Below are 22,248 nucleotides of genomic sequence, written 5' to 3' on the forward strand. Positions count from 1 at the left end.
CACGGGCACTGGAGGTATCAGTCGTCGATGCAGCTTTCGATCAGGCGTTGCAGGGCTTCGCGCTCACTGACCGGCGTACGCATCGGCATGTGCGCGAGGCTGCCGTCGCGGCGCTCGATGATGTACTCGGTCTCGAAGTGCAGGGTGCAATCCTCGAGACTCACATAGGTGACGCCATAGGTCGGGGCCTTGCGGGAGCGGGCTGAGAGCATGGATGCCTCCTCGGGTCATTTCTTCTCGCGGGTCGGCGCGGGCGCGCTGGCCTGAACCGGGCGAGTAGGGGTCACTGCATTGCTGTAGAACGCGGAAGCGGCGAAGTAATTGGCGAGGGCGCTGAAGCTGGACATGATCGGTTCTCCTGAGGAAGGGTGGGCGTCTGCCCCTGGAGAGCATGGTTGCCCAGCGGGAGAACCGGCAGAAGTAAAAAGCCTGCATGGTGTATATCGAGCGCGGTGATGGATCAAGCGACCCCCTCCAGCCTTGCGACTGTTCGCCGGTGTTACCATATGACGTGTTTTTTTCTCAGGAATTCCCATGGCCAAGCGTGGACGCCCCTGCGGCTTCGATCGTGAACAGGCATTGCGCCGGGCGCTCGACGTGTTCTGGGAGGCCGGCTACGAAGGCGCGACCATGGCCGCGCTGAAGGAGGCCATGGGCGGTATCTGCGCGCCGAGCATGTATGCCGCCTATGGTTCCAAGGAGGCGCTGTTCCGTTCGGCGGTGGAACTCTACCTGAGCCAGGAATGCCAGCTTTCCAAGGGCGCCTTCGCCCTGCCGACGGCGCGCGAGTCGATCGCCGCGCTGCTGGAAAGCGCGGCCGTCAGCTACACCACCGAAGGCAAGCCGCGTGGTTGCCTGGTCGACCTCAGCACGACCAATTTCTCGCCGGCCAACAAAGGCGTCGAGGACTACCTGCGCGATCACCGGCGTCGCGCCGCGCGACTGTTGCGCGAGCGTTTCGCGCGTGGCGTGGCCGATGGCGACGTACCGCCCGAGACCGATCTCGACGCGCTCACCAGTTTCTACAGCAGCGTGCTCCAGGGCCTGTCGATCCAGGCCCGCGACGGCGCCAGCCGCCAGCAGTTGCTGGCGATCGGCCGCTGCGCGATGGCGGCCTGGGATTCCTTGCTGGCGGTCGGGGCCGCCTGACGCCACAGCGCTCCCTGGCTGGAAAGCCCATGGATTCTCCGTGGGCAAAAACTATAACGCGTGATATAGAATTTATCCAAACCCCGGGCGAGGTCCTTCCGCGCGTGTCTCGCGCCCTGGCCATCGCCCGTTGCCGATTGGAGCCTTCATGACGACGCTTGCTGATATCCCCTTGTCCATGCTCGACCTGGTGCCGGTGCGCACCGGCGGCAGCGTGGCCGAAGCCCTGCACAATTCCCTGGACCTGGCGCGCCATGTGGAGCGCCTGGGTTTCAACCGTTTCTGGCTGGCCGAGCACCACAACATGGATGGCATCGCCAGCTCCGCCACCGCGCTGCTGATCGGCCATATCGCCGGCGGCACCTCGCGGATCCGCGTCGGCTCGGGAGGGGTGATGCTGCCGAACCACGCGCCGCTGGTGGTGGCGGAAAACTTCGGCACCCTGGAGACGCTCTACCCGGGCCGCATCGACCTCGGTCTCGGCCGCGCCCCGGGCGCCGACCAGGCGACCATGCGCGCCCTGCGTCGCGACCGCCTGGGCAACGGCGACGACTTCCCCGAGCAGGTCGCCGAGCTGGAAATGCTGCTCGGCCCGCGCCGTTCCCGGCAGAGCCTGCTGGCGGTGCCGGGCGAGGGTACCAACGTGCCGATCTGGCTGCTCGGTTCGAGCCTGTTCAGCGCCCACCTGGCGGCGCAGAAAGGCTTGCCCTATGCCTTCGCTTCGCATTTCGCACCGCGTTACCTGCACGAGGCGCTGCGCATCTACCGCAGCAACTTCCAGCCCTCGGCGGTACTCGACAAACCCTACGCGATGATCGGCGTGCCGCTGATCGCCGCACCTACCGACGAAGAGGCCGAGTTCCTCGCCACTACTGCCTTCCAGCGCGTGTTGGCGCTGATCCGCGGCGAGAGCCTGAAGCAGAAGCCGCCGGTGGAAAGCATGGCGCCGTTGTGGCTGCCGCACGAGCAGGACGCGGTCGGCAGCTTCTTCGGCCTGGCGGTGATCGGCGGTCCGGAGAAGGTTCGCGCGCGCCTGGAGATCCTCCTGGAGCAGACCGGCGCCGACGAGCTGATCTTCACCAGCGACTTCTACGAGCACGCCCATCGGCTGCGCTCCTGCGAAATCGTCGCCGGGCTGAAAGGCGCGTGATCCGGGGCTTGTAGGAAAGCAATGTAGGCCTGCATGCGGCAGGGTCTTTCGGCGATAGGTTTTTTGGTTCTAAACTTAGAACCAAAAACAATAAGCCAGAGAGGAACCCTGCCATGCCGGTTGCACACCGACTGCTGTTTTCATTGACCGCCTTGCTGGCGGCGACGGCCCAGGCCGCCGTCGACGGCCAGAAACTCTACACCCAGGGCGGCGCCAACCCGGCCGCCGCGGCCTGCGTCACCTGCCACGGCGCCGATGGCATGGGTCTGGCCGCCGCCGGCTTTCCACGCCTGGCGGGCCTTCCCGCCGCCTACCTGAGCAAGCAACTGCACGACCTCAAGCAGGGCGGCAGCCGCGAGCACCCGGTGATGAAGGGCATCGCCGACGCCCTCGATGACGACGAGATCCAGGCGCTCGCCAAGACCCTCGCGGCAATGCCGGCGCCCAAGCCGGTGGCGCTGTCGCGCGTGGCCACCCCGCGCAGCTCCGGCGAGACCCTGGCTGTGCGTGGCGCCTGGGAGCGCAACATTCCCGAGTGCGTGACCTGCCACGGTCCGGCCGGCAGCGGCGTGGGGGATGCCTTCCCGCCGTTGCAGGGGCAGGGCGAGATGTACCTGGGCAACCAGTTGCGCGCCTGGCAGCTTGGCACTCGCCGCAACGATCCGAACGATCTGATGGGACATATCGCCAAGTCCCTCAGCGAAGAGGAGATCCGCAGCGTCAGCCAGTTCTTCGCCACCCTCGGTCAGGCAGGAGGCCAGCCATGAACATGCCGTCGATCCTTTCCCTGGCTGTCGCCGGCCTGCTGGTCGCACCCGTCCACGCGGCAACGGCCCCCTCGGAGCCGTTCCAGCCGCCGGCCGAAAGCAGCCTGCCGGACAACGCCTTCGGCGAAATGGTCCGCCAGGGCCAGGCACTGTTCGTGGAAACCCGGAAGAACGCGCCGCATCTGGTCGGCAACCAGCTCAATTGCGTCAACTGCCACCTCGACCAGGGCCGCCGGGCCAACTCCGCGCCGCAATGGGCGGCCTACCCGGTATACCCGGCGTTCCGCGCCAAGAACAACAAGGTCAATACGTTCGCCGAACGCCTGCAAGGCTGCTTCCAGTTCAGCATGAACGGCACGGTGCCGGCGGCCGACAGCCCGGAGATCAAGGCCCTGACCGTCTACGCCTATTGGCTGGCGAGCCAGGCGCCGACCGGGGTCAGCCTGCCAGGACGCGGCTATCCGGACGTGGCCCCGCCGGAAGGCGGCTACAGCATCGAGCGCGGCGCCAAGGTCTATGCCGCGCAGTGCGCGATTTGCCACGGCGCCGACGGCCAGGGCCAGACGGCTCAGGGGCAGACGGTGTTTCCACCGCTGTGGGGCGCGCAGTCGTTCAACTGGGGCGCGGGCATGCACCGGATCAACACCGCGGCCTCCTTCATCAAGTACAACATGCCGCTGGGCAAGCCAGGCTCCCTCAGCGACCGCGACGCCTGGGACGTCGCCGCCTTCATGAACAGCCACGAACGGCCGCAGGACCCGCGCCTGGTGGACGGTTCGGTGGAGAAGACGCGGCAGAAGTTCCATGCCAACGACGGCGTCAACCTGTACGGGCAGAAGGTCAACGGCGTGCTGCTGGGACAGGGGATCTGACCCCTCGTGGCCTGGCGGCCGCAGGACGGAGAACCGCTCCGGCGGAAGCCGGTCGGCGAGTGGGCAGGGCGTATAACGCCAGCGGCGTTATCCGCCGATGCCTGGGCCTCGGCGGCGGATAGCCGCGAGCGGCTATTCGCCCTACGGGAGTCGGCGGGTGCGCGGGTAGGGCCGGCGCATCATTCGCGCAGCGGCATCTCCAGCGTCACCCGCAGGCCGTCCGTGCGGCTGTCGAAGTCCAGCCGGCATTGGCAGCGTTGCACGATGGCCTGCACGATGGCCAGGCCGAGCCCGCTGCCGCCGCTCTTGCCGTGGCGCCAGAAGCGCCGGGTGAGGTGCGGCAGGTCGGCCTCGGCGATGCCCGGACCGTGGTCGCGGACGTGGAAGCGCGCGCAGCCTTGCGTGGTTTCCACCGCCAGTTCCACCCGGGTGCCGGCGGCGGTGTGGCGCAGGGCATTGTCCAGCAGGTTGCGCAGCGCGGCGATGGCCAGCAGCGAAGGGACTTCCAGCGGCGCCTCGGACAAGCCGTCGGCCAGCACCAGCTCGAACATCCGCACATCGCCATGGCCGGCGTCGTGCATGGCCACCCGGGCGGCGTCCTCGGCGCTGCACTGCACGCCGTCGTCGAACGACAGGCTGCCTTCCACCCGCGCCAGCAACAGCAACTGGTCCAGCGTCCGGTGCAGGCGGTCGGCGCCTTCCTCGGCGTGGGCCAGGGCCTGCTCGGCGGCGGCGCCCTCGGTCATGCGCGCCACCTGCAGGTGGGTCTTGATCGCGGTCAGCGGGCTGCGCAGTTCGTGGGCGGCATCGCCGGTCAGGCGGCGCTCGCGCTCGATGGCCTGGGCGATGCGCTGGAACAGCTGGTTCTGGGTTTCCACCAGCGGCTTCAGTTCGCTCGGCAGGGCCGCCAGCTCCAGCGGTTCCAGCGAGTCGGCGCCGCGCCGGGTGAGGGCGTCGCGAATCCGCTTGAGCGGCGCCAGGCCCTGGCCGGCGCCGAGCCAGAGCAGGGCCAGGCTGCCGAGCAGGGCCACCGTCACCGGCACCGCGGCGGCCACCACCACCGAGCGTTGCAGCACGTCGCGCTCTTCCAGGCGATCGGCGGTGCTGACCCGCAGGTCGCCGGCCTGCACGGTGAAGCTGCGCCACAGCACGCCGTTGATTTCCTGGTCGCGGAAACCGCTGGCGGTGCTGTCCAGCGCCCGCTCCGGGGTGGCATGGCTCTGCGCCAGGACTTCGCCGCGCAGGGAACTGACCTGGCAGGCCATGCCGTTGGGAATGCCCAGTTGCTCCGCGCTCAGGCGGGCGGCCTGGCCGTTCGCCGGTTGCGGCTGCGGCAACTGCTGGAGCAGGCCGGCGACCATCCGCGCCGAGGCCGCCAGGCGCTGGTCGAAGGAGCGCATCATCTGTCCGCGCAGGTCGCAGAGCATCCAGGCGGCGGCCAGCGACCAGAGCAGGATGAAGGCCGCACCGAGGATCAGGGTCAGGCGCAGGCGCAGGCTCATGCGTCGTCCCCGTCGCCGCGCGCCGGCCCGAGGCGGTAGCCGAGGCCGCGCACGGTCTGCACGATGGCGTTGCCGAGCTTGCGCCGCAGGTGGTGGATATGCACGTTGAGGGCGTTGCTCTCGACCTCGTCGCCGAAGCCGTAGACACTGTCCTTGAGCTGCTCGCCGCTGAGGATCCGCCCGCGGTTGTTGAGCAGCGCCTGCAGCAGCGCCTGTTCGCGCCGCGACAACTCTATCGGGCGGCCGTCGAGCCAGGTTTCCCGGGTGCTCGGGTCATAGCTCAGGCGGCCGTGCTCGATGACATTGACGCAGCGTCCGGCGGAGCGCCGTTGCAGGGTATGCAGGCGGGCGCCGAGTTCGCGCAGGTCGAAGGGCTTGAGCAGGTAGTCGTCGGCGCCGGCCTGCAGCCCGGCGACCCGGTCGGTCACCGCGTCGCGCGCGGTCAGCACCAGTACCGGCAGGTCGAAGCCCTGCTGGCGCAGGCGTTGCAGCAGGCGCAGGCCGTCCTCGTCGGGCAGGCCGAGGTCGAGGACCAGCACGTCGAAGCGCGCCACCTGCAGCAGCGCCTGGGTATCGGCGGCGCTGGCCACGCGGTCCACGGTCAGGCCCTGGGCGTTGAGGCCGGCGACGATGCCGCTGGCGATCAGGTCGTCGTCTTCGGTGAGCAGTACATGCATGGCGGTATCGCTGGTCAAAGGGATAGGAGTCTGAAGCGGGTGAATTAAGCCAGGATTATGCCCCGCCCGGCGTGCCGCCGGTGCTTTCCCGTGGCCGCGTTAACGGCCTGTTAATCGTCGCTGGCCATGCTGCCCGCCGAGTTCATCGTAGAAGGCGTTTTCCATGCGTGTGTTGATCCTGCTCCTGATGCTCCTGCTGCCGGGCCTGTCCCAGGCGCAGCCGGGCGACGACCTGTTCGCCCCGCGCGGCGCGACGCAGACGGATTTCCTGCCGGTGGAGAAAGCCTTCCGCTTCAGCTGGGAGCGCCTCGACGACGGCCAGGTGCAACTGCGCTGGCAGATCGCGCCGGGCTACTACCTGTACCAGAAGCGCCTGCGCTTCGATGGTCTCGACCCGACCCTGCATCCGCAGCTGCCGCCGGGCGAAAGCCACAGCGACGAGTTCTTCGGCGAGACGCAGGTCTATCGCCAGAGCCTGGAGCTGACCCTGCCGGCGGCCGCCGCCGGACAGCTGCGCCTGGGCTGGCAGGGCTGCGCCGACGCCGGCCTGTGCTATCCGCCGCAGAGCCAGGTGCTCGACCTGGGCGGTGCCGGCCCGACCGGTGCGGTCGCCGGGACGAGCGGCGAAGTAGCCGAGGACCAGGGCCTGGCCGGCAGCCTGCAGGCTGGCAACCTGGCCTGGAGCCTGCTGCTGTTCTTCGGCCTCGGCCTGCTGCTGGCCTTCGCCCCCTGTTCGCTGCCGATGTTGCCGATCCTCGCCGGGCTGGTGGTCGGCAGCGGCGCCGGTCCGCGTCGCGGGTTGCTGCTGGCCGGCAGCTACGTGCTGAGCATGGCGCTGGTCTACGCCGGCCTCGGGGTGGTCGCCGCACTGCTCGGCGGCAACCTGCAGGCCTGGCTGCAACAGCCATGGCTGCTGGGCAGCTTCGCCGCGCTGTTCGTGTTCCTCGCGCTGCCGATGTTCGGCTTCTTCGAACTGCAACTGCCGGCGGCCCTGCGCGACCGCCTCGACGGCCTCAGCCGCGGCCGCAAGGGCGGCAGCCTGGCCGGCGCCGCGGCGCTCGGCGCGTTGTCCGGGCTGCTGGTGGGGCCGTGCATGACCGCGCCGCTGGCCGGCGCCTTGCTCTATATCGCGCAGACCGGCAACGCCCTGCACGGCGGCCTGGTGCTGTTCAGCCTGGGCCTGGGCATCGGCATGCCGCTGTTGCTGCTGGTGACGGTCGGCAGCCGCTTCCTGCCCAAGCCCGGCCCCTGGATGAACCTGGTCAAGGGCGTGTTCGGCTTCCTTTTCCTCGGCACCGCCTGGATACTCCTGCGTCCGCTGCTCGGCGAGGCGCTGTGGATCGGCCTTGGCGGCGCGCTGCTGCTGGTCCTGGCCTACGCCGCGCTGCATACCGCGCGTGGCCTGGCGCGGCACGCCGTGCTGTTCGGCGCGGCGGGCTGCATCTTCGGTCTCTGGGGCGCGGCGATGCTGCTGGGCGCCGCGGCCGGGGCCGACGATCCCTGGCGTCCGCTACAGGTGTATGCGGCGGCGAACCGGGGCGCCACGCCGGCGGCCAGCGCGCACGAGGCGTTCCTCACGGTCAGCCAGCCGGACGAGCTGGACCGCCAGTTGGCTGCGGCCAGGGCCGAGGGGCAATGGGTGCTGCTCGACTACTACGCCGACTGGTGCGTGTCCTGCCGGATCATGGAGAAACAGGTGTTCGCCAAACCCGATGTGCTCGCCGCCCTGGAGGGCGTACGCCTGCTGCGGCTCGACGTGACCGCGGACAACGCCGCCAGCCGTGAACTGCTGCGCCGCTACCAGGTGCCCGGCCCGCCGAGCCTGATCTGGATCGGCCCGGAAGGCGAGGAGCGCCGCGCCCGCCGGTTGACCGGCGAAGTCGACGCCGGTGGCTTCCTCGCCCATTGGCAGGCGACCCGGGAGCGCGGCTGATGCTGAGTTTTTCCCTGGGGCCGCTGGTGGTCTCGCTGCAACACCTGCTGCTGTTCCTCGCCCTCGGCGCCGCGCTGCTCGGCGGTTGGCTGGCGGCGCGCGGCGGTGGGCGCAACGCCGAGCCGGCGCTGTTCAACCTGTTGCTGCTCAGCCTGCTGGTGGCGCGCCTGGCCTTCGTGGTGCGCTACTGGCCGCAGTACCGTGGCGACTTCGCACAGATGCTGGATATCCGTGACGGCGGCTTCCTCGCCTGGCCGGGCCTGGTGGCCGCCGCGCTCGGCGCCTTGTTCTGGGCCTGGCGGCGACCGGCGCTGCGTCGTTCGCTGGGAGTCGGCGCCAGCCTCGGCCTGGCGTTCTGGCTGCTCGGCAGCCTCGGCCTGGGCATCTACGAGCGCGGTACGCGCCTGCCGGAACTGAGCCTGCGCAACGCCGCCGGCGAGTCGGTGCAGCTGGCGGACTTCCAGGGCCGCCCGCTGGTGATCAACCTCTGGGCCAGCTGGTGTCCGCCGTGCCGGCGCGAGATGCCGGTGCTGCAACAGGCGCAGGCGGAGAACCCCGACGTGGTGTTCCTGTTCGCCAACCAGGGCGAGAGCGCCGAGACCGTGCGCCATTTCCTCCAGGCCGAGAACCTGCGCCTGGACAACCTGCTGTTCGACAACGGCGGACAGCTCGGCCAGCAGGTCGGCTCGGTCGCCCTGCCCACCACCGTGTTCTACACCGCCGAGGGCCGCCTGCTGGGCAGCCATCTCGGTGAACTGTCCCGCGGCAGCCTGGCGCGCTACCTCGAAGCCTTCGAGCCGGCCGCTGCCGCCCCCGCAACCAGGAGTTCCGAATGAGAGTGCCGCGCAACCTGATCACCCTTGGCCTGGGCCTGACCCTCCTCAACGCCGGCCTGGCCACGGCGGCGGAGGAACTGCCGGCGCCGATCCGCATGGTCCAGGAGAAGGGCGCCCGCATCCTCGGCAGCTTCGACGCGCCGGACGGCCTGCGCGGCTACGCCGCCGAATACCAGAACCAGGGCATGGCGCTGTACCTGACCGCCGACGGCAAGCACGTGCTCACCGGCCACCTGTTCGACGCCCAGGGCAAGGACCTCAGCCGCGAACCGCTGGAACGCCTGGTGTACGCGCCGCTGGCCAAGGAAATGTGGCAGAAGATGGAGCGGAGCGCCTGGATCGCCGACGGCCGTGCCGACGCGCCGCGCGTGGTCTACCTGTTCAGCGACCCGAACTGCCCGTACTGCACCATGTTCTGGCAGCAGGCGCGGCCCTGGGTGGAATCCGGCAAGGTGCAGCTGCGGCACATCATGGTCGGCATCATCCGCGAGGACAGCGAGGCCAAGTCCGCCGCGCTGCTGGCCAGCAAGGATCCGCAGAAGGCCCTGCACGAGCATGAGCAGGCGGGCAAGGCCAGTACCCTGAAGCCGCTGGCGAAGATCCCGGCGGCGGTGCAGAAGCAGCTCGCCGGCAACATGGAACTGATGGAGTCGATGGGCGCCGCGGCGACCCCGGCGATCTTCTACCTCAACGCCGAGGGGCGCATGCAGCAGCAACAGGGCGCGCCGCAGCCGGACCAACTGGCGGAGATCCTCGGTCCGCGCTGATCCTCCGGGCCGGCGCCGAGCCGCCGGCCATCTATACTCCTGGCTCCACGAGACTTCCTCGGAGCACGCGGTCATGGACGAACGGCATACGCAGGGACTCGCCGCGCTCGGCGGCGACGCATTGTTCGAGCTGCCTGCGGCGCAACGCTGCATCCGCCTGGGGCGGGCGCTGGCCGAGGAGGTGGCGCGGCTCGCCGGCCGTGCCGCCCCGGTCGGCGCCAGCCTCGAGGAGGCCGGGTTGGCCTCGTTGGAGACCCTGGTGCTGGCGGGCAAGGTCGAACGACGCCTGGGCGTCAGGCTGCCAGCCTCCGCCTGGCAGGGGCACCAGGCGACCCCCGAGCGCCTGGCGCAGCGTATCGTACAGAACCTGCGGCCGGAGGATCCGGCCACGGCGGGGTCAAGGCTGGGCGCCGTCGCCCTGGGCGGCTGGAGGGTCGCCGCGCCGCTGTTCTGCCTGGGTGGCGCCGGAGGTGCGGTGGGTTATCTCGCCGCCCTCGATGCCGCCCTGGCCGCCAGCCGTCCGCTGGTGGCGCTGCGCTCGCCCGGGCTCGAGGGCGAGGAGCCGCCGCTGGGCTCGGTGGAAGAGCAGGCCGCGCGTTACATCCAGGTGATCAAGGCGATCCAGCCCGAGGGGCCCTACCTGCTCGCCGGGCATTCCTATGGCGGCATCGTCGCCTACGAAATGGCGCAACAGCTCGGCGTCCGCGGCGAGCCGGTCGGCGCGCTGCTGCTGATCGACACCCTGCGGGTGGAAAACAGCGGTGATTCCGAGCCGCCCGCTGCCGAGACGCTGGCCTACGAGCTGGGCCTGGTGCAGCGTCGTCTCGGCGGCGCTCACCAATCCCGGCCGTTGACCGACAATCCGCAGCTGGTGGCGGTCTACCGCAGCAACTATGCCGCGATGGAGCGCTACGAGCCGCGCCACTATCCGGGGCCGGTGACCCTGTTCAAGGCCCGCGAGGCGCTGCCGGCGGCGACCCTGCATCCGCAGCGCCGCACCCGCCTGTATTTCGACGACCCGACCCTGGGCTGGGGCGCGCTGTGTCCGGCGCTGCGGGTGGTCGAACTGGAGGGCGATCATTTCTCCCTGGTGTTGCCGCCCCGTGCGCAGCGGCTGGCGGCGGCGATCGAGGAGGTCCTGGGCGAGGAGGCTACCTTCGAGCTGGGCGTGGAGCGGTTGCGCGCCGCCGGGGGCCTGTCGTCGCGCCGGGCGTTGGAGGAGACGCCGGAGGGCGGCCTCGAGCTCCATCCCTACCACCCGGACTTCCTTGCCAATCCCTATCCCTTCCTGCATCAGCTGCGGGCCCGCGCGCCGCTCTACCGCGACCGCGAGGGGAACTGGTGGCTGACTCGCTATGCCGATGTCTCGGCCTGCCTGCGCGATCCGCGTTTCTCCGCCGACCCGGCGCGCCAGAGCGGTGCGGGCGGGCCGGGCGCGAGCTGGTTCGACCACCAGCGCCTGCAACCGCTGGCGCGCTTCTACGACAACTTCATGCTGTTCAACGATGCGCCGCGGCATACCCGGCTGAAACGGCTCTTCGCCCCGGCCTTCACCCCGGAGGCCGTACGCCGCTGGGGGGCGCGCATCGACGTGCTGGTGGAGGAGCTGCTCGACGCCATGCTGGAGCGTCCCGCGCCGGAGCTCATCCAGGATTTCGCCGAGCCGCTGACCATCCGGGTGGCGGCCGAGTTGTTCGACTTTCCCCGCGAAGACGTCGGCCAGTTGCTGGCCTGGGGCCGCGACCTCGCCGCCGGCCTGGACCTGGCCGCCGTGCAGGGCGACGCGGCGCGGATCAACCGCAGCGCGGCGGCTTTCAGCGACTACCTGCGGGAACAGGCGCATGGCTGGCTCCAGGGGACGGCGCGGCGCTCCGGCACGGCGCCGATCCTCGACGGCGCGGCCATGCTCGACGCCGGACTGGCCCTCGACGACCTGGTGGCGGCCTATGCCATGGTGTTCATGGCATCCTTCGAGACCACCATCAGCATGGTCGGCAACAGTACCCTGGCGCTGTTCGACCATCCGGGCCAGCTCGAGCGCCTGCGCCGCGAGCCGGAACTGCTGGGCAACGCGGTAGAGGAGCTGCTGCGCTACGACGGCGCGGTGCGCAGCGGCCTGCGTTGCACCCTGGAGGAGGTGGAGATCGGCGGGCAGCGGGTTCCGGCCGGGGAGCGGATCATCCTGTATTTTCTCGCGGCCAATCGCGATCCGGCGATGTTCGCGGCGCCCGACCGGCTGCTCCTGGACCGGGCCAACGCCCGCCAGCACCTGGCCTTCGCCCATGGCCCGCATTACTGCCTGGGCGCCGCGCTGGCACGTCTCGAACTGCAGGGCGCGCTGCGCGCGCTGGCGCGCCGGCGGCTGGCCCCGCTGCCGCAGGCGGAAGGCCTGAGCTGGCGGCGCAGCGCGGCGTTTCGCACCCTGGAACGCTTGCCCGTGGTCGCGGCTGGGCCTCAGAACACCTGGGAATAGCGCAGGATCAGCCGGCTGCCCTCGCTGCGGTTGCGTGCGCCGTATTCGTGGTAGGCATTGAGGAACAGCCGCGACTTGCCCCAGCCGAACATCAGCGCCGGGCCGATGGCGTCGACCCGCTCGCGGGAGTCCGGGCGGTCGTGGCCGTCGACCCGTTCATCGGTGATCTGTCGCAGGCTGTAGCCGGACAAGCCGACCCGCCAGTGCGGATCCAGCGCCAGCGATACCGAGTAGTTGGCATGCAGCGCCTGGCCCGGTTGCAGGTAGTCGTCGGCCAACTGCGGCGCCGGCTCGCGATTCTTGCCCGGCAGCAGGTACTGCAGGCGGGCGCTGGCCTCCCAGCCCGCGGCGAACTCCCAGGTCAGCGCGTAGTGCGGGTTGAAGCTCCAGTGGTTGCTGGCGGGATTGATCGCGCGGTGCTTGTCGTAGCGTCCGCTGGGCAACTGGAAGGCCAGGTTCAGGCGCTGCCAGTAGGGCCGGCCGAACAGCTCGGTCTGTGGCCATTGCAGGATGAAAGGGCTGACGACCAGGTTGCCCAGGCCGTTGGCGCTGCCGGCGTGGGGTTCGAAGTCGGGATCGGCGAGCAGTACCGGGACGAGGATTTCCGCGCCGTAGTAGGCGCCGAACAGCTGGTGCTGGCTGATGTGGGCGAAGTGACTGGTGGCGAGCAGGGTGCGCAGGCGGTTGTCGAGCGGGCGCCGGTGTCCATCGGCGTCCATGAAGTCGTCGGCCTCGTAGAGGTTCACGAACTGCTGGAACAGCGTGCCGGGCAGGGCCTTGCCGTCGAGGAAGGAGGTCTGGCCGAGGTTCATGCCCGGCAGCGCGGCTTCGCCCGGCAAGGCGGGCAACAGCAGGGCCAGCAGGCTGGCCCGGGTACGGAGAGTCATGGGTGTGTCCTTCTTGTTGTTGTTTTCGACAGGGGACAGGCGTCAGTCCGGCAGGTAGTCGGGCTGCCGTTCGGGGCTGGCGCGCTGGAAGGCGTCGAGCGCCAGGCAGCGTCGCTGCAGCTCCAGCAGGCCGGGATAGGGCGATAGGTCGCAGCCCATGCGCCGGGCGTTGACCAGTTGCGGCACCAGGCAGCACTCGACGATCCCCGGCGCCTCGCCGGTGAAGAACGCGCCGCGAGCGTGACGGTTCAGCAGGGTCTCCGCCGCGGCCAGGCCCTCGGCGACCCAGTGCGCGTACCAGCGCTGGCGGGCCTCGGTGTCGATGCCCAGGACCTGGGTCAGGTACTTGAGCACGCGCACGTTGTTCAGCGGATGGATGTCGCAGGCCACCAGCAGGGCCAGCTCCAGCGCCTGCGCGCGTTGCCGCGGATCGAGCGGGATCAGGCGCGGTTCGGGGCGCAGCGCGTCGAGGTAGTCGATGATCGCCAGCGACTGGCTGAGTAGCAGGTCATCGTCATCGACGAGGGTCGGCACCGCGCCCATCGGGTTGCGCTCGCGCTCGGCCGGGCGCAGTTGCTCGCCCTGCCGCAGGTTGACCGGCAGCACCTGGTAATCCAGGCCCTTGAGGGCCAGGGCGATGCGTACCCGGTAAGAGGTGGAGCTGTTGAAGAAACTGTAGAGCTGCATGGCAGGTTCCTGCTCAGAGGGTGGCGGAAGACAGCCCGGCCCGGCGGCGCAACCGGCCCAGGCGGTGTACGGCGATGGCGGCGAGCAGCGCCGGGATCACCAGCAGCGCGAGGATGCCGCTGAAGCCCAGGCCCAGGCCGAGCAGGGCGCCGCCGCCGAGAGAGCCGACGATCGAGCCGATGCGGCCCAGGCCGAGGGCCCAACTGACCCCGGTGGCGCGGCTGCGGGTCGGATAGAAGTCGGCGGCCAGGGCGTTGGCGCCGACCTGCGAGCCGCTGATGCAGAAGCCGACGCCGGCGACGCACAGCGCCAGCAGGGCGAAGCTGTGGTAGAGGCTGGCGATGCCGAGGATGAACAGCGCGCCGCCGAGGTAGGCCAGGCTCAGCACCCGGTGCGCCTCGAAGCGGTCCATGGCGCTGCCCAGCAGGATCGCGCCGAGGGTCCCGCCGAGCTGGAACATGGCGCTGATCAGCGCAGCCTCGGCGAGGCTGAAGCCAGTGCCGCCGATCAGCGTCGGCAGCCAGTTGGTCAGCAGGTAGATGATCAGCAGCCCCATGAAGAAGGTGGCCCAGAGCAGCAGGGTGCCACGGCGCAGCTCGGCGCCGAGGATCTGTCGCAGCGGCGAGCCGGTGGCTTCCTCGGCGGGCGCTTCGAGGCGGCCGTCCCAGTTCTCCGGCAGGCGCCCCAGGCGTTCCAGGCTCCGGCGCAGGCGCGGCGAGCCCGGTGTGCGCCGGGCGAGGAAACGCACCGATTCCGGCAGGCACAGCCAGAGCAACGGCAGGCTCGCCAGGGGCAGGCCGCCGCCGAGCAGCAGGACGCTCTGCCAGCCCAGCGCCGGGACCATCCGCGCGGCGAGCAGGCCGCCCAGCGCCGAACCGAGGGTGAAGCCGCAGAACATCGCGGTGACCATCAGCGCGCGGTGCCGGCGCGGGCAGTATTCGGAGGTCAGGGTGATCGCGTTGGGCATCGCCCCGCCAAGCCCGAGGCCGGTGAGGAAGCGCAGCAGGGCCAGGCTTTCCACCGAGCCGGCGTAGGCCGAGGCGAGGCTCCAGCCGCCGAAGAACAGCACCGAGAGGAGAAGGATGGTCTTGCGTCCGAAGCGATCGGCCAGCGGACCGGCGGCGAACGCGCCGAGGGCCAGTCCGGCCAGCGCCGCGCCGAGGATCGGGCTGAGCTGCGCCGGGCTGAGTTGCCAGTCATGGGCCAGGGCCGGGGCGATGAAACCGATGGCGGCGGTGTCGAAGCCGTCCATGGCGACGATCAGGAAGCACAGCAGCAGGACCCGCAACTGGAAGGCGGAGACCGCCTGCGCGTCGATGAAGGCCTGGACGTCGATCTTGTTGTTCTTGGCGGGCGTGGGCATGAGCGTTCCTCGGCCGTCGCCGTGGCGACAGCCCGGATGAAGGGCAGGGTGGGCCCGCGCCGCGCGCGGGCGGCGATTCAGACCACGCGGACGCTGAGTTCGCCGAGGCCGTCGATGGCGCCGAGCATGCGCTGGCCGCGCTCGACCGCGCCGACGCCTTCCGGGGTGCCGGTGAAGATCAGGTCGCCGGGACGCAACTCGAAGAAGCGCGACAGGTCGCTGACGGTTTCCGCCACCGACCAGATCAACTGGTCGATGTCGCTGCGCTGGCGGTCCTCGCCCTCGACCTGCAGGCTGATGGCAGCATGGCGCGGGTGGCCGACCTGGCTGGCCGGGTAGAGCGGCCCGATCGGTGCCGACTGGTCGAAGGCCTTGCCGATCTCCCATGGGCGGCCCATCTCGCGCATGCGCATCTGCAGGTCGCGGCGGGTCATGTCCAGGCCCACCGCGTAACCCCAGACGTGCTCCTCGGCGCGCTCCGGGGGAATGTCGCGACCGCCCTTGCCGATCGCCGCGACCAGCTCGATCTCGTAGTGATAGTTGCCGGTCTGGCTCGGGTAAGGCAGCTCCAGGGTACTGCCGGCGGCCACCGGGACCACCGCGTCGGCCGGCTTGCAGAAGAAGAACGGCGGCTCGCGATCGGGATCGAAGCCCATTTCCCTGGCGTGGGCGGCGTAGTTGCGGCCGACGCAGTAGACCCGCCGGACCGGGAAGGTCTGGTCGCTGCCATGGATGGTGAGGCTGACGGGCGCTTCGGGCGCGAAGAGATGGCTCATGGGGTCGGTCCTTCAGTGGGCAAGGGGTTCGCGGGATTCGCGGAGGATGCCGAGCGCCTGCTGCACCGGGCGATCGGAGAAACTGAACAGCACGCAGTCGCTGGCGCCGGCCTCCAGGCGCAGCTCGGCCCAGGACGGTACGACGAACAGGTCCCTGGCTTCGAAAGCGAAGCGCTGGCCACCGATGTGCGCCACGCCGCTGCCCTCGACCACCGAGTAGACGCTGGCGTCGGTGCTGCGCGCGGGCTGACCGCTGAAGCCTGCCGGCAGCAGTTGCAGGCAGGTGGCGATGGTCGGCATCGCCCAGCCGCCGGTGGCCGGGTTGGCGTAGCGCAGCTTGTGTCCTTCCCAGGGATCGGGGCTCTCCTGTCGCGACAGGCGCCACAGCGCCTCGCGGCTGCGCGCGTAGGGGTAGCTGAACAGCGGCGAGGTCGGCGAAGCCGGCTGGTGGCGCAGCGGCAGCAGGTTGCTGCCGTAGCGGGCGGCGCTGTCGCCTTCCTCGCGCAGCAGCGGCTGCACCGGTTCGCCATGGTTCTCGGCGAAGGTCGCGCCGAAGAATCGCAGCATCGGGATGTCCAGGCCGTCCAGCCAGACCACCGGCTCGCCGCCCTCGACGCTGCTGCGGTTGCCGTGGTCGTGCCAGGTCCAGGACGGGGTGATGATGAAGTCGCCCGGCTCCATGTGGGTGCGTTCGCCGTCCACCGAGGTGTAGGCGCCGCGACCCTCGACGACGAAACGCAGGGCGGACTGGGTGTGCCGGTGGCTGGGGGCGATCTCGCCCGGCAGGATCAGTTGCAGGCCGGCATAGAGGCTCGGGGTGATCGCCGACTGGCCGGGTAGGTCGGGGTTCTCCAGCACCAGCACGCGGCGGATCGCCTCCTCGGCGCTGATCAGGTTGCCAGCCTCGAGCAGGAACGGGCGCAGCTCGCGGTAGCGCCACAGCGCCGCCCGGCAGCCGCCGGCGGGCTGCGCCGGGACCAGGCTGTGCAGGGCCTCCCAGAGCGGGGTGAGGTGCTGCTGGCGGATGCGCCGATAGAAATCGGCGCGCTTCTCGGTGGAATTGTCGTTATGCATACCGATGAGTCTCCGGCGGGAGGAGGCGGGGCCGCCTCGGTCTGGGGTCATTATTCGAGGTGAAGGCATAACCGAATAATGATATTTAGACATCGACCTATACGAATCAGAGGATGGCTTGCGATGGACTGGACCCGCCGCCTGCGTCTGCAGCACCTGCAATTGCTGGTCAGCCTGATGGAGACCGGCAACCTCAGCGGCACCGCGCGCGCCGCCCACACCACCCAGCCGGGCCTGTCGAAGTGGCTCAAGGAACTGGAGGAAGACGTCGGCGCGCCGCTGTTCGAACGCCACGCCCGTGGCCTGCGCCCGACCCCCTACGGGGTGACGCTGTTCAACCACGCCCAGCGCGTGCTCACCGAGATGGAGCGGGCGCGGCAGAACCTCGCGGCGATGCGCAGCGGCAGCGGCAGCCGGGTGGTCCTCGGCACCTCGCCGGCTTCCGCGCCGAGCCTGGTGCCGCGCGCGCTGCGGGCCTTCCTCGGGCGTTATCCGGGTGCCCAGGTGGAGTTGCTGGAGGGCACCATGAATGGCTTGCTGGAGCGCCTGGAGAAGCGCCAGCTGGACGTGGTGGTCGGGCGCCTGGACAACTACGCGCCGCGTGCCGGCCTGCGCAGCGAAGTGCTTTACAACGAGGCGATCGTGGTCATGGCGCGGCCGGAACATCCGCTGGCCGGCGCCGGCGCGCTGGAGTGGGAGGACGTGCGGCGCTACGAGTGGATCGTCTGGCCGTCCGGCTCGCCGATCCGCAGCAAGCTGGACACGGCCCTGACCCAGAGCGGCCGGCAACCGCCGGCCTACCGCCTGGAATCGTCATCGATGCTGGCCAATATCGAACTGCTGCGCGGCAGCGACATGCTCTCCATCGGTTCGGCGCGGGTGGTCGAGCACCTCGTCGGGCGCGGCCTGGTGGCCAGGCTGGCGCTGGAGATTCCCGGCGAGGGCGCGGTGGGCATGTGCTGGCGCGACGAGCCGCACCGCGACCGCGCCAGCGAGGACCTGCTGGCCTGCCTGCGCGAAGGCGCGACGCAGGAGTAGGGCACCGGCTGGCGAACGCTCTTGCAAAAAGTGGCGGGCTTCTCGACAATGCGATTCATTATCATTCATGTGCCGGCCCGGCTTCCTCCATGTCCGTCCCGACCCTCATCGACGCCCACCACCGCGCCATGCATGCGCTGTACAGCGAACATCACGGCTGGCTGCAGAACTGGCTGCGCGGCAAGCTGGGCAGCGCGGCGGACGCGGCGGACCTGGCCCAGGACACCTTCCTGCGCATCCTGCTCAAGCGCGAGCTGCGCGAGATCGGCATGCCGCGCGCGTTCCTGCGCACCATCGCCCGCGGCCTGGTGATCGACCACTGGCGCCGCGAGGAACTGCAGCGCGCCTACCTGGAAAGCATCGCCCACCTGCCCGAGGCGCAGGCGCCATCGCCCGAGGCGCGGGAACTGGTGCTGGAGCTGCTGGAGGAAATCTCGCGGATGCTCGACGGGCTCAAGCCGAAGGTCCGCACCGCCTTCCTCCTCGCCCAGTGCGAGGACCTCGGCTACCGGCAGATCGCCGAACGCATGGGCGTTTCCCAGCGCAGCGTCGAGCGCTACGTGGCCGAGGCGCTGTACCACTGCTACCTGCTGCGCTACGGCGAATGAACGGCGCGCTGGAGGCAATGCGCGGGCGGGTCGACGAGGCGCTGGTCAGGCAGGCCATCCGCTGGCTGGTGCGCCTGCGCTCGCAGCCGGACGACGGCCGCCTGCAACGCGCCTGCGCGGCCTGGCGCGCGGAGCACGGCGAGCACGAACGGGCCTGGCAGCAGGTCAGCGCGCTCAGCGAAGAATTGCACGGACGCTTCAAGGCACTGCCCGGCGGGGTCGCCTACGGCACCCTGGACAGCAGCGCGCAGCGCCTGCAGCGGCGCCAGGCGCTAAAGCTGCTGTCGTTGCTGGTGGCCGGCGGCGCGGTGGCCTGGGTCGGCCGCGACAGCCTGCCCTGGCAACGCCTGAGCGCCGACTACAGCACCGCCACCGGTGAGCGCCGCAGCATCGAGCTGGCCGATGGCACGCGCCTGCAGCTGAACACCGACAGCGCGGTCGACGTGCGCTACGACGCCGGCCAGCGCCTGATCCTCCTCGCGCGCGGCGAGATCTTCCTCAGCAGTGGCGCCGACGCGCAGTCTCCACGGCATCGGCCCCTGCGGGTGCGCACCGCGCAGGGCCTGTTCGAAGCGCTCGGCACCCGTTTCAACGTACGCCTGCACGATGCCGCCACCTGTCTCAGCGTCAGCGCGGGGGCGGTACGCATCGAGGCCTTCGGCGCGCGTCCGGCGCAGGCGCCGGTGGCCGAGGCGGGGCAGAGCTACCGGATCGCCGCCGATGGCGTGCGGCGTCTCCAGCGACCGCCGATGGATGCCGCGGCCTGGGCCGATGGCCTGATCGTCACCCGCGACATGCGCCTGGCCGACTTCCTCGCCGAGGTCGGCCGCTACCGCAACGGCTACCTCGGTTGCGCCGCGGAGGTCGCCGACCTGCGCCTGTCCGGGGTTTACCGCCTGGACGACAGCGACAGGCTGCTGCAGGTGCTCGCGCGGACCTTGCCGGTGCGCCTGCAGCGGCATACCCGCTGGTGGGTGAGGGTGGTCGCCGCCTGAACCGTTCCGGCGGCCGCGTGGAAGCTGGCTGCCGCCTGGGGCGAAACGCACTGAAAATTATTTTCATTATTTTTGTCGGCTTTTCAGGACTGATCCGGCTTTAGCGGTTGAACCCCCTTCAATGCCTCCAACGACTCCAACGGATCCTGTTCATGACCGCCACCGCCGTCGTCCCCCGCAATGCCCCGTCGTCCTCCGGTTTTCCCCGTGCCTCGCGCCTGAGCTGTTCGGTGCGCGCGGCCCTGCTGTCGCTGGCCATGGCGGCCGGCGCGGCGCCGCTCTGCGCCTCGGCCGCCGAGGTGGTGGCGGAGCGGGCGCGGCCCTATGCGATACCCGCCGGGGAGCTGGGCGAGGTGCTCAACCGCTTCGCCCGCGAAGCCGGCATCACCCTCTCGGCCACTCCGGCGCAGACCGGTGGCTACAGTTCCCAGGGGTTGCGCGGCAGTTTCACCGTGCAGCAGGGCCTGGCCCGGCTGCTCGCCGACACCCCGCTGGAAGCGGAAGACCAGGGCGACGGCAGCTTCGTCCTGCGCGAGGCGCCGGCGAAGGACGGCGACGTGCTGAACCTGCAGGCGGTGGAAGTCTTCGCCCTCGGCAACAACCTGGGCAGCACCGATGGCTACCTGGCCACCCATAGCCAGATCGCCACCAAGACCAGCAAGCCGCTGCTGGAAACCAGCCAGACCGTCTCGGTGATCACCCGCGAGCAGATCGACGACACCGCCTCCAGGACCGTGCAGCAGGCGATGCGCTATACCCCCGGGATCTTCACCGGCCAGGTCGGCGCCTCGAACCGCTACGACTACGTGGTGATGCGCGGCTTCGCCGACAACAGCGTGGACAACATCTACCTCGACGGCCTCAAGGCCATGGGCGATAGCGGTACCTACAGCTCGATGCAGGTCGACCCGTACTTCCTCGAGCGCATCGACGTGCTCAAGGGGCCGTCCTCGGTGCTCTACGGCCGCAGCCTGCCGGGCGGGCTGGTGGCGCTGACCAGCAAGAAGCCGCTGTACGAGGACTACCACCAGGTCACCGCCAGCGTCGGCAACATGGGCCAGAAGTCGATGGGCTTCGACTTCAGCGGCCCGCTGGACGAGGAGAAGCGCATCGCCTACCGCGTGGTCGGTCTCGGCAAGGGCTCGGATACCCAGTTCGACCACGTCAAGGAAGAGCGCTACGCCATCGCCCCGACCCTGGCCATCGATTTCAGCGACGACACCACCCTGACCCTGCAGGGCTACCTGCAGCATGATCCGAATGGCGGCTACCACGGCGGCGTGCCGGCCGATGGCACCCTGTCGCACCACAACGGCCGGCACATCTCCCGCGAGTTCTTCGATGGCGAGCCGGGCAAGGACGACTTCGACCGCACCCAGCGGATGTTCGGCTACCAGCTGGAACACCGCATAGACGACGTCTGGTCGGCGCGGCAGAACTTCCGCTACCTGGACTCCGACGTCGACCTTTCACAGGTCTACGCCTACGGCTGGAGCGCCAGCGAGCCGAACAAGCTGAACCGTTACTTCACCGGCGCCCGCGAACACCTGCAGGCATACATCGTCGACAACATGCTGCAGGCCGAATTCGCCACCGGTGCGGCGCGCCACACCCTGCTGACCGGTCTCGACTACCAGCGCCGGCGCACCGTGGTCGACTGGCGTTCCGGCGCGGCCTCGGCGCTGGACGCGTTCAACCCGGTCTACGGCGACGACGCCATCAGCTACTACCCCGACGACAACCACACCCGGCGCCTGGAGCAGACCGGCGTCTACCTGCAGGACCTGATCGACATCGACCAGTGGCGCTTCTCGGTCGGCCTGCGCCAGGACTGGGTCAGCGTCACCGACAAGAATCGCAGCAGCGGCACCGAGGCCGACGACGACTGGAAGAAATTCACCGGGCGGATCGGCGCGCTGTACCTGTTCGACAACGGCCTGGCGCCCTATGTCAGTTACTCCGAGTCGTTCAACCCGAACGCCTACTCCGACGCCTCCGGCACGCCGCTGGAACCCACCGAGGGCAAGCAGTGGGAGCTCGGCCTGAAATTCCAGGCGCCGGGCAGCAACAGCTTCTACACCGCCTCGCTGTTCCACATCACCCAGGAGAACGTCGCCTCCAAGGAGCCCCAGGACAACTTCTACACCTCGGTCGGCGAAGTGCGTTCCCAGGGGTTCGAACTGGAAGCCCACACCCAGCTCAGCGACAACCTGAAACTGCTCGGCAGCTACACCTACACCGATATCACCTACACCAAGTCGCTGGACGGCAACCAGGGCCATACACCGAACCAGGCGCCCAAGCACATGGCTTCGCTGTGGGCCGACTATGCCTTCGACGCCGGCCCGCTCAGCGGCCTGAGCATCGGCGGCGGCGCGCGCTACGTCGGCGAGACCTGGGCGGACAAGGAAAACACCTTGCGGGTGCCGGACTACACCCTGGTCGACGCGCGGATCGGCTACGACCTCGGCAAGCTCGGCCTGAAAGGCCTGGACGTCAGCCTCAATGCCAACAACCTGCTGGACAAGGACTACGTGGCGTCCTGCTACAGCCTGGACTTCTGCTACTTCGGCGAGAAGCGCAACGTCACCGCGACGGTGAACTACCAGTTCTGACCGTCCACCCGGGCCCCGGCGCCAGCGCCGCGGTACCGGCCAAGCAGCCCGGCGCGCGACGTACGCGCCGGGCATTCGC

At 69.7% G+C, this 22,248-nt stretch carries 21 protein-coding genes; 12 read left to right on the top strand and 9 right to left on the bottom strand.

The window, feature by feature from the left end:
• Window positions 1-17 precede the first annotated feature (17 nt).
• Entirely contained in the window at window positions 18-212 is a 195-nt protein-coding gene (gene ptrC / locus B7D75_RS12755; RefSeq protein ID WP_003089814.1) for a type III secretion system co-regulatory protein PtrC, read from the bottom strand.
• 15 nt (window positions 213-227) lie between these two features.
• Window positions 228-347: a PA2485 family small membrane protein gene (locus tag B7D75_RS30015; RefSeq protein WP_279537425.1), complete on the bottom strand. Its 120-nt coding sequence runs from the start codon at window positions 345-347 to the stop codon at window positions 228-230.
• Between the two features lie 187 nt (window positions 348-534).
• Between B7D75_RS30015 and B7D75_RS12765 the strand changes: the two genes are divergently transcribed.
• The 4 genes from B7D75_RS12765 (at window position 535) to B7D75_RS12780 (ending at window position 3,938) form a co-directional block, all read left to right on the top strand.
• The gene (locus B7D75_RS12765; RefSeq protein WP_107114068.1) at window positions 535-1,149 is read left to right on the top strand and encodes a TetR/AcrR family transcriptional regulator; all 615 of its coding nucleotides are present in this window, start codon (window positions 535-537) and stop codon (window positions 1,147-1,149) included.
• A gap of 148 nt (window positions 1,150-1,297) precedes the next feature.
• Complete coding sequence (locus B7D75_RS12770; RefSeq protein ID WP_003154914.1) at window positions 1,298-2,299, top strand: LLM class flavin-dependent oxidoreductase; 1,002 nt, start codon at window positions 1,298-1,300, stop codon at window positions 2,297-2,299.
• Window positions 2,300-2,412: 113 nt separating this feature from the next.
• Window positions 2,413-3,066 (top strand): c-type cytochrome, encoded by a 654-nt coding sequence (locus B7D75_RS12775; RefSeq protein WP_043099088.1) that lies wholly within the window; start codon window positions 2,413-2,415, stop codon window positions 3,064-3,066.
• On the top strand, window positions 3,063-3,938 hold the full coding sequence (locus B7D75_RS12780; RefSeq protein WP_079383502.1) for a c-type cytochrome: 876 nt from the start codon (window positions 3,063-3,065) through the stop codon (window positions 3,936-3,938). The genes B7D75_RS12775 and B7D75_RS12780 overlap by 4 nt, the downstream gene beginning before the upstream one ends.
• A gap of 179 nt (window positions 3,939-4,117) precedes the next feature.
• On the opposite strand, the gene B7D75_RS12790 is transcribed toward B7D75_RS12780, so the two are convergent.
• Window positions 4,118-5,440, bottom strand: a complete 1,323-nt coding sequence (locus B7D75_RS12790) for an ATP-binding protein (RefSeq protein ID WP_107114069.1) — start codon at window positions 5,438-5,440, stop codon at window positions 4,118-4,120.
• Window positions 5,437-6,117, bottom strand: a complete 681-nt coding sequence (locus B7D75_RS12795) for a response regulator (protein WP_012075576.1) — start codon at window positions 6,115-6,117, stop codon at window positions 5,437-5,439. Before B7D75_RS12795 ends, B7D75_RS12790 begins: the two co-directional genes overlap by 4 nt.
• 163 nt (window positions 6,118-6,280) lie before the next feature.
• Between B7D75_RS12795 and dsbD the strand changes: the two genes are divergently transcribed.
• From dsbD to B7D75_RS12815, 4 genes are all read left to right on the top strand, one after another.
• The gene (dsbD, locus tag B7D75_RS12800; RefSeq protein WP_034080398.1) at window positions 6,281-8,050 is read left to right on the top strand and encodes a protein-disulfide reductase DsbD; all 1,770 of its coding nucleotides are present in this window, start codon (window positions 6,281-6,283) and stop codon (window positions 8,048-8,050) included.
• The gene (locus B7D75_RS12805; RefSeq protein ID WP_043104037.1) at window positions 8,050-8,886 is read left to right on the top strand and encodes a TlpA family protein disulfide reductase; all 837 of its coding nucleotides are present in this window, start codon (window positions 8,050-8,052) and stop codon (window positions 8,884-8,886) included. Before dsbD ends, B7D75_RS12805 begins: the two co-directional genes overlap by 1 nt.
• Complete coding sequence (dsbG, locus tag B7D75_RS12810) at window positions 8,883-9,653, top strand: thiol:disulfide interchange protein DsbG (RefSeq protein ID WP_012075579.1); 771 nt, start codon at window positions 8,883-8,885, stop codon at window positions 9,651-9,653. Before B7D75_RS12805 ends, dsbG begins: the two co-directional genes overlap by 4 nt.
• Window positions 9,654-9,726: 73 nt before the next feature.
• Window positions 9,727-12,126 carry a cytochrome P450 gene (locus B7D75_RS12815; protein WP_079383501.1) on the top strand — a complete coding sequence of 800 codons (2,400 nt, stop codon included), beginning with the start codon at window positions 9,727-9,729 and terminating at the stop codon, window positions 12,124-12,126.
• On the opposite strand, the gene B7D75_RS12820 is transcribed toward B7D75_RS12815, so the two are convergent.
• The 5 genes from B7D75_RS12820 to gtdA form a co-directional block, all read right to left on the bottom strand.
• On the bottom strand, window positions 12,108-13,013 hold the full coding sequence (locus B7D75_RS12820) for a SphA family protein (protein WP_107114070.1): 906 nt from the start codon (window positions 13,011-13,013) through the stop codon (window positions 12,108-12,110). The genes B7D75_RS12815 and B7D75_RS12820 overlap by 19 nt on opposite strands.
• Window positions 13,014-13,055: 42 nt before the next feature.
• Window positions 13,056-13,700 carry a maleylacetoacetate isomerase gene (maiA, locus tag B7D75_RS12825; RefSeq protein WP_043104042.1) on the bottom strand — a complete coding sequence of 215 codons (645 nt, stop codon included), beginning with the start codon at window positions 13,698-13,700 and terminating at the stop codon, window positions 13,056-13,058.
• Between the two features lie 13 nt (window positions 13,701-13,713).
• Window positions 13,714-15,063 (bottom strand): MFS transporter, encoded by a 1,350-nt coding sequence (locus B7D75_RS12830; RefSeq protein WP_043104043.1) that lies wholly within the window; start codon window positions 15,061-15,063, stop codon window positions 13,714-13,716.
• A 77-nt stretch (window positions 15,064-15,140) separates the two neighbouring features.
• Window positions 15,141-15,839, bottom strand: coding sequence for a fumarylacetoacetate hydrolase family protein (locus B7D75_RS12835; protein ID WP_012075584.1), 699 nt, complete (start codon window positions 15,837-15,839; stop codon window positions 15,141-15,143).
• Between the two features lie 12 nt (window positions 15,840-15,851).
• The gene (gtdA, locus tag B7D75_RS12840; protein ID WP_058135512.1) at window positions 15,852-16,913 is read right to left on the bottom strand and encodes a gentisate 1,2-dioxygenase; all 1,062 of its coding nucleotides are present in this window, start codon (window positions 16,911-16,913) and stop codon (window positions 15,852-15,854) included.
• A 123-nt stretch (window positions 16,914-17,036) separates the two neighbouring features.
• Between gtdA and B7D75_RS12845 the strand changes: the two genes are divergently transcribed.
• The 4 genes from B7D75_RS12845 (at window position 17,037) to foxA (ending at window position 22,169) form a co-directional block, all read left to right on the top strand.
• Window positions 17,037-17,951 carry a LysR family transcriptional regulator gene (locus B7D75_RS12845; protein ID WP_033999228.1) on the top strand — a complete coding sequence of 305 codons (915 nt, stop codon included), beginning with the start codon at window positions 17,037-17,039 and terminating at the stop codon, window positions 17,949-17,951.
• 89 nt (window positions 17,952-18,040) lie between these two features.
• Window positions 18,041-18,559 (top strand): sigma-70 family RNA polymerase sigma factor, encoded by a 519-nt coding sequence (locus B7D75_RS12850; RefSeq protein ID WP_034080393.1) that lies wholly within the window; start codon window positions 18,041-18,043, stop codon window positions 18,557-18,559.
• An 8-nt stretch (window positions 18,560-18,567) separates the two neighbouring features.
• Window positions 18,568-19,554: a FecR domain-containing protein gene (locus B7D75_RS12855; RefSeq protein ID WP_079383510.1), complete on the top strand. Its 987-nt coding sequence runs from the start codon at window positions 18,568-18,570 to the stop codon at window positions 19,552-19,554.
• A 152-nt stretch (window positions 19,555-19,706) separates the two neighbouring features.
• Window positions 19,707-22,169: a ferrioxamine receptor FoxA gene (gene foxA / locus B7D75_RS12860; RefSeq protein WP_107114071.1), complete on the top strand. Its 2,463-nt coding sequence runs from the start codon at window positions 19,707-19,709 to the stop codon at window positions 22,167-22,169.
• The last annotated feature ends 79 nt before the right edge of the window (window positions 22,170-22,248 follow it).

Origin of the sequence: Pseudomonas paraeruginosa (assembly GCF_003025345.2) — a bacterium.
GTDB lineage: Bacteria > Pseudomonadota > Gammaproteobacteria > Pseudomonadales > Pseudomonadaceae > Pseudomonas > Pseudomonas paraeruginosa.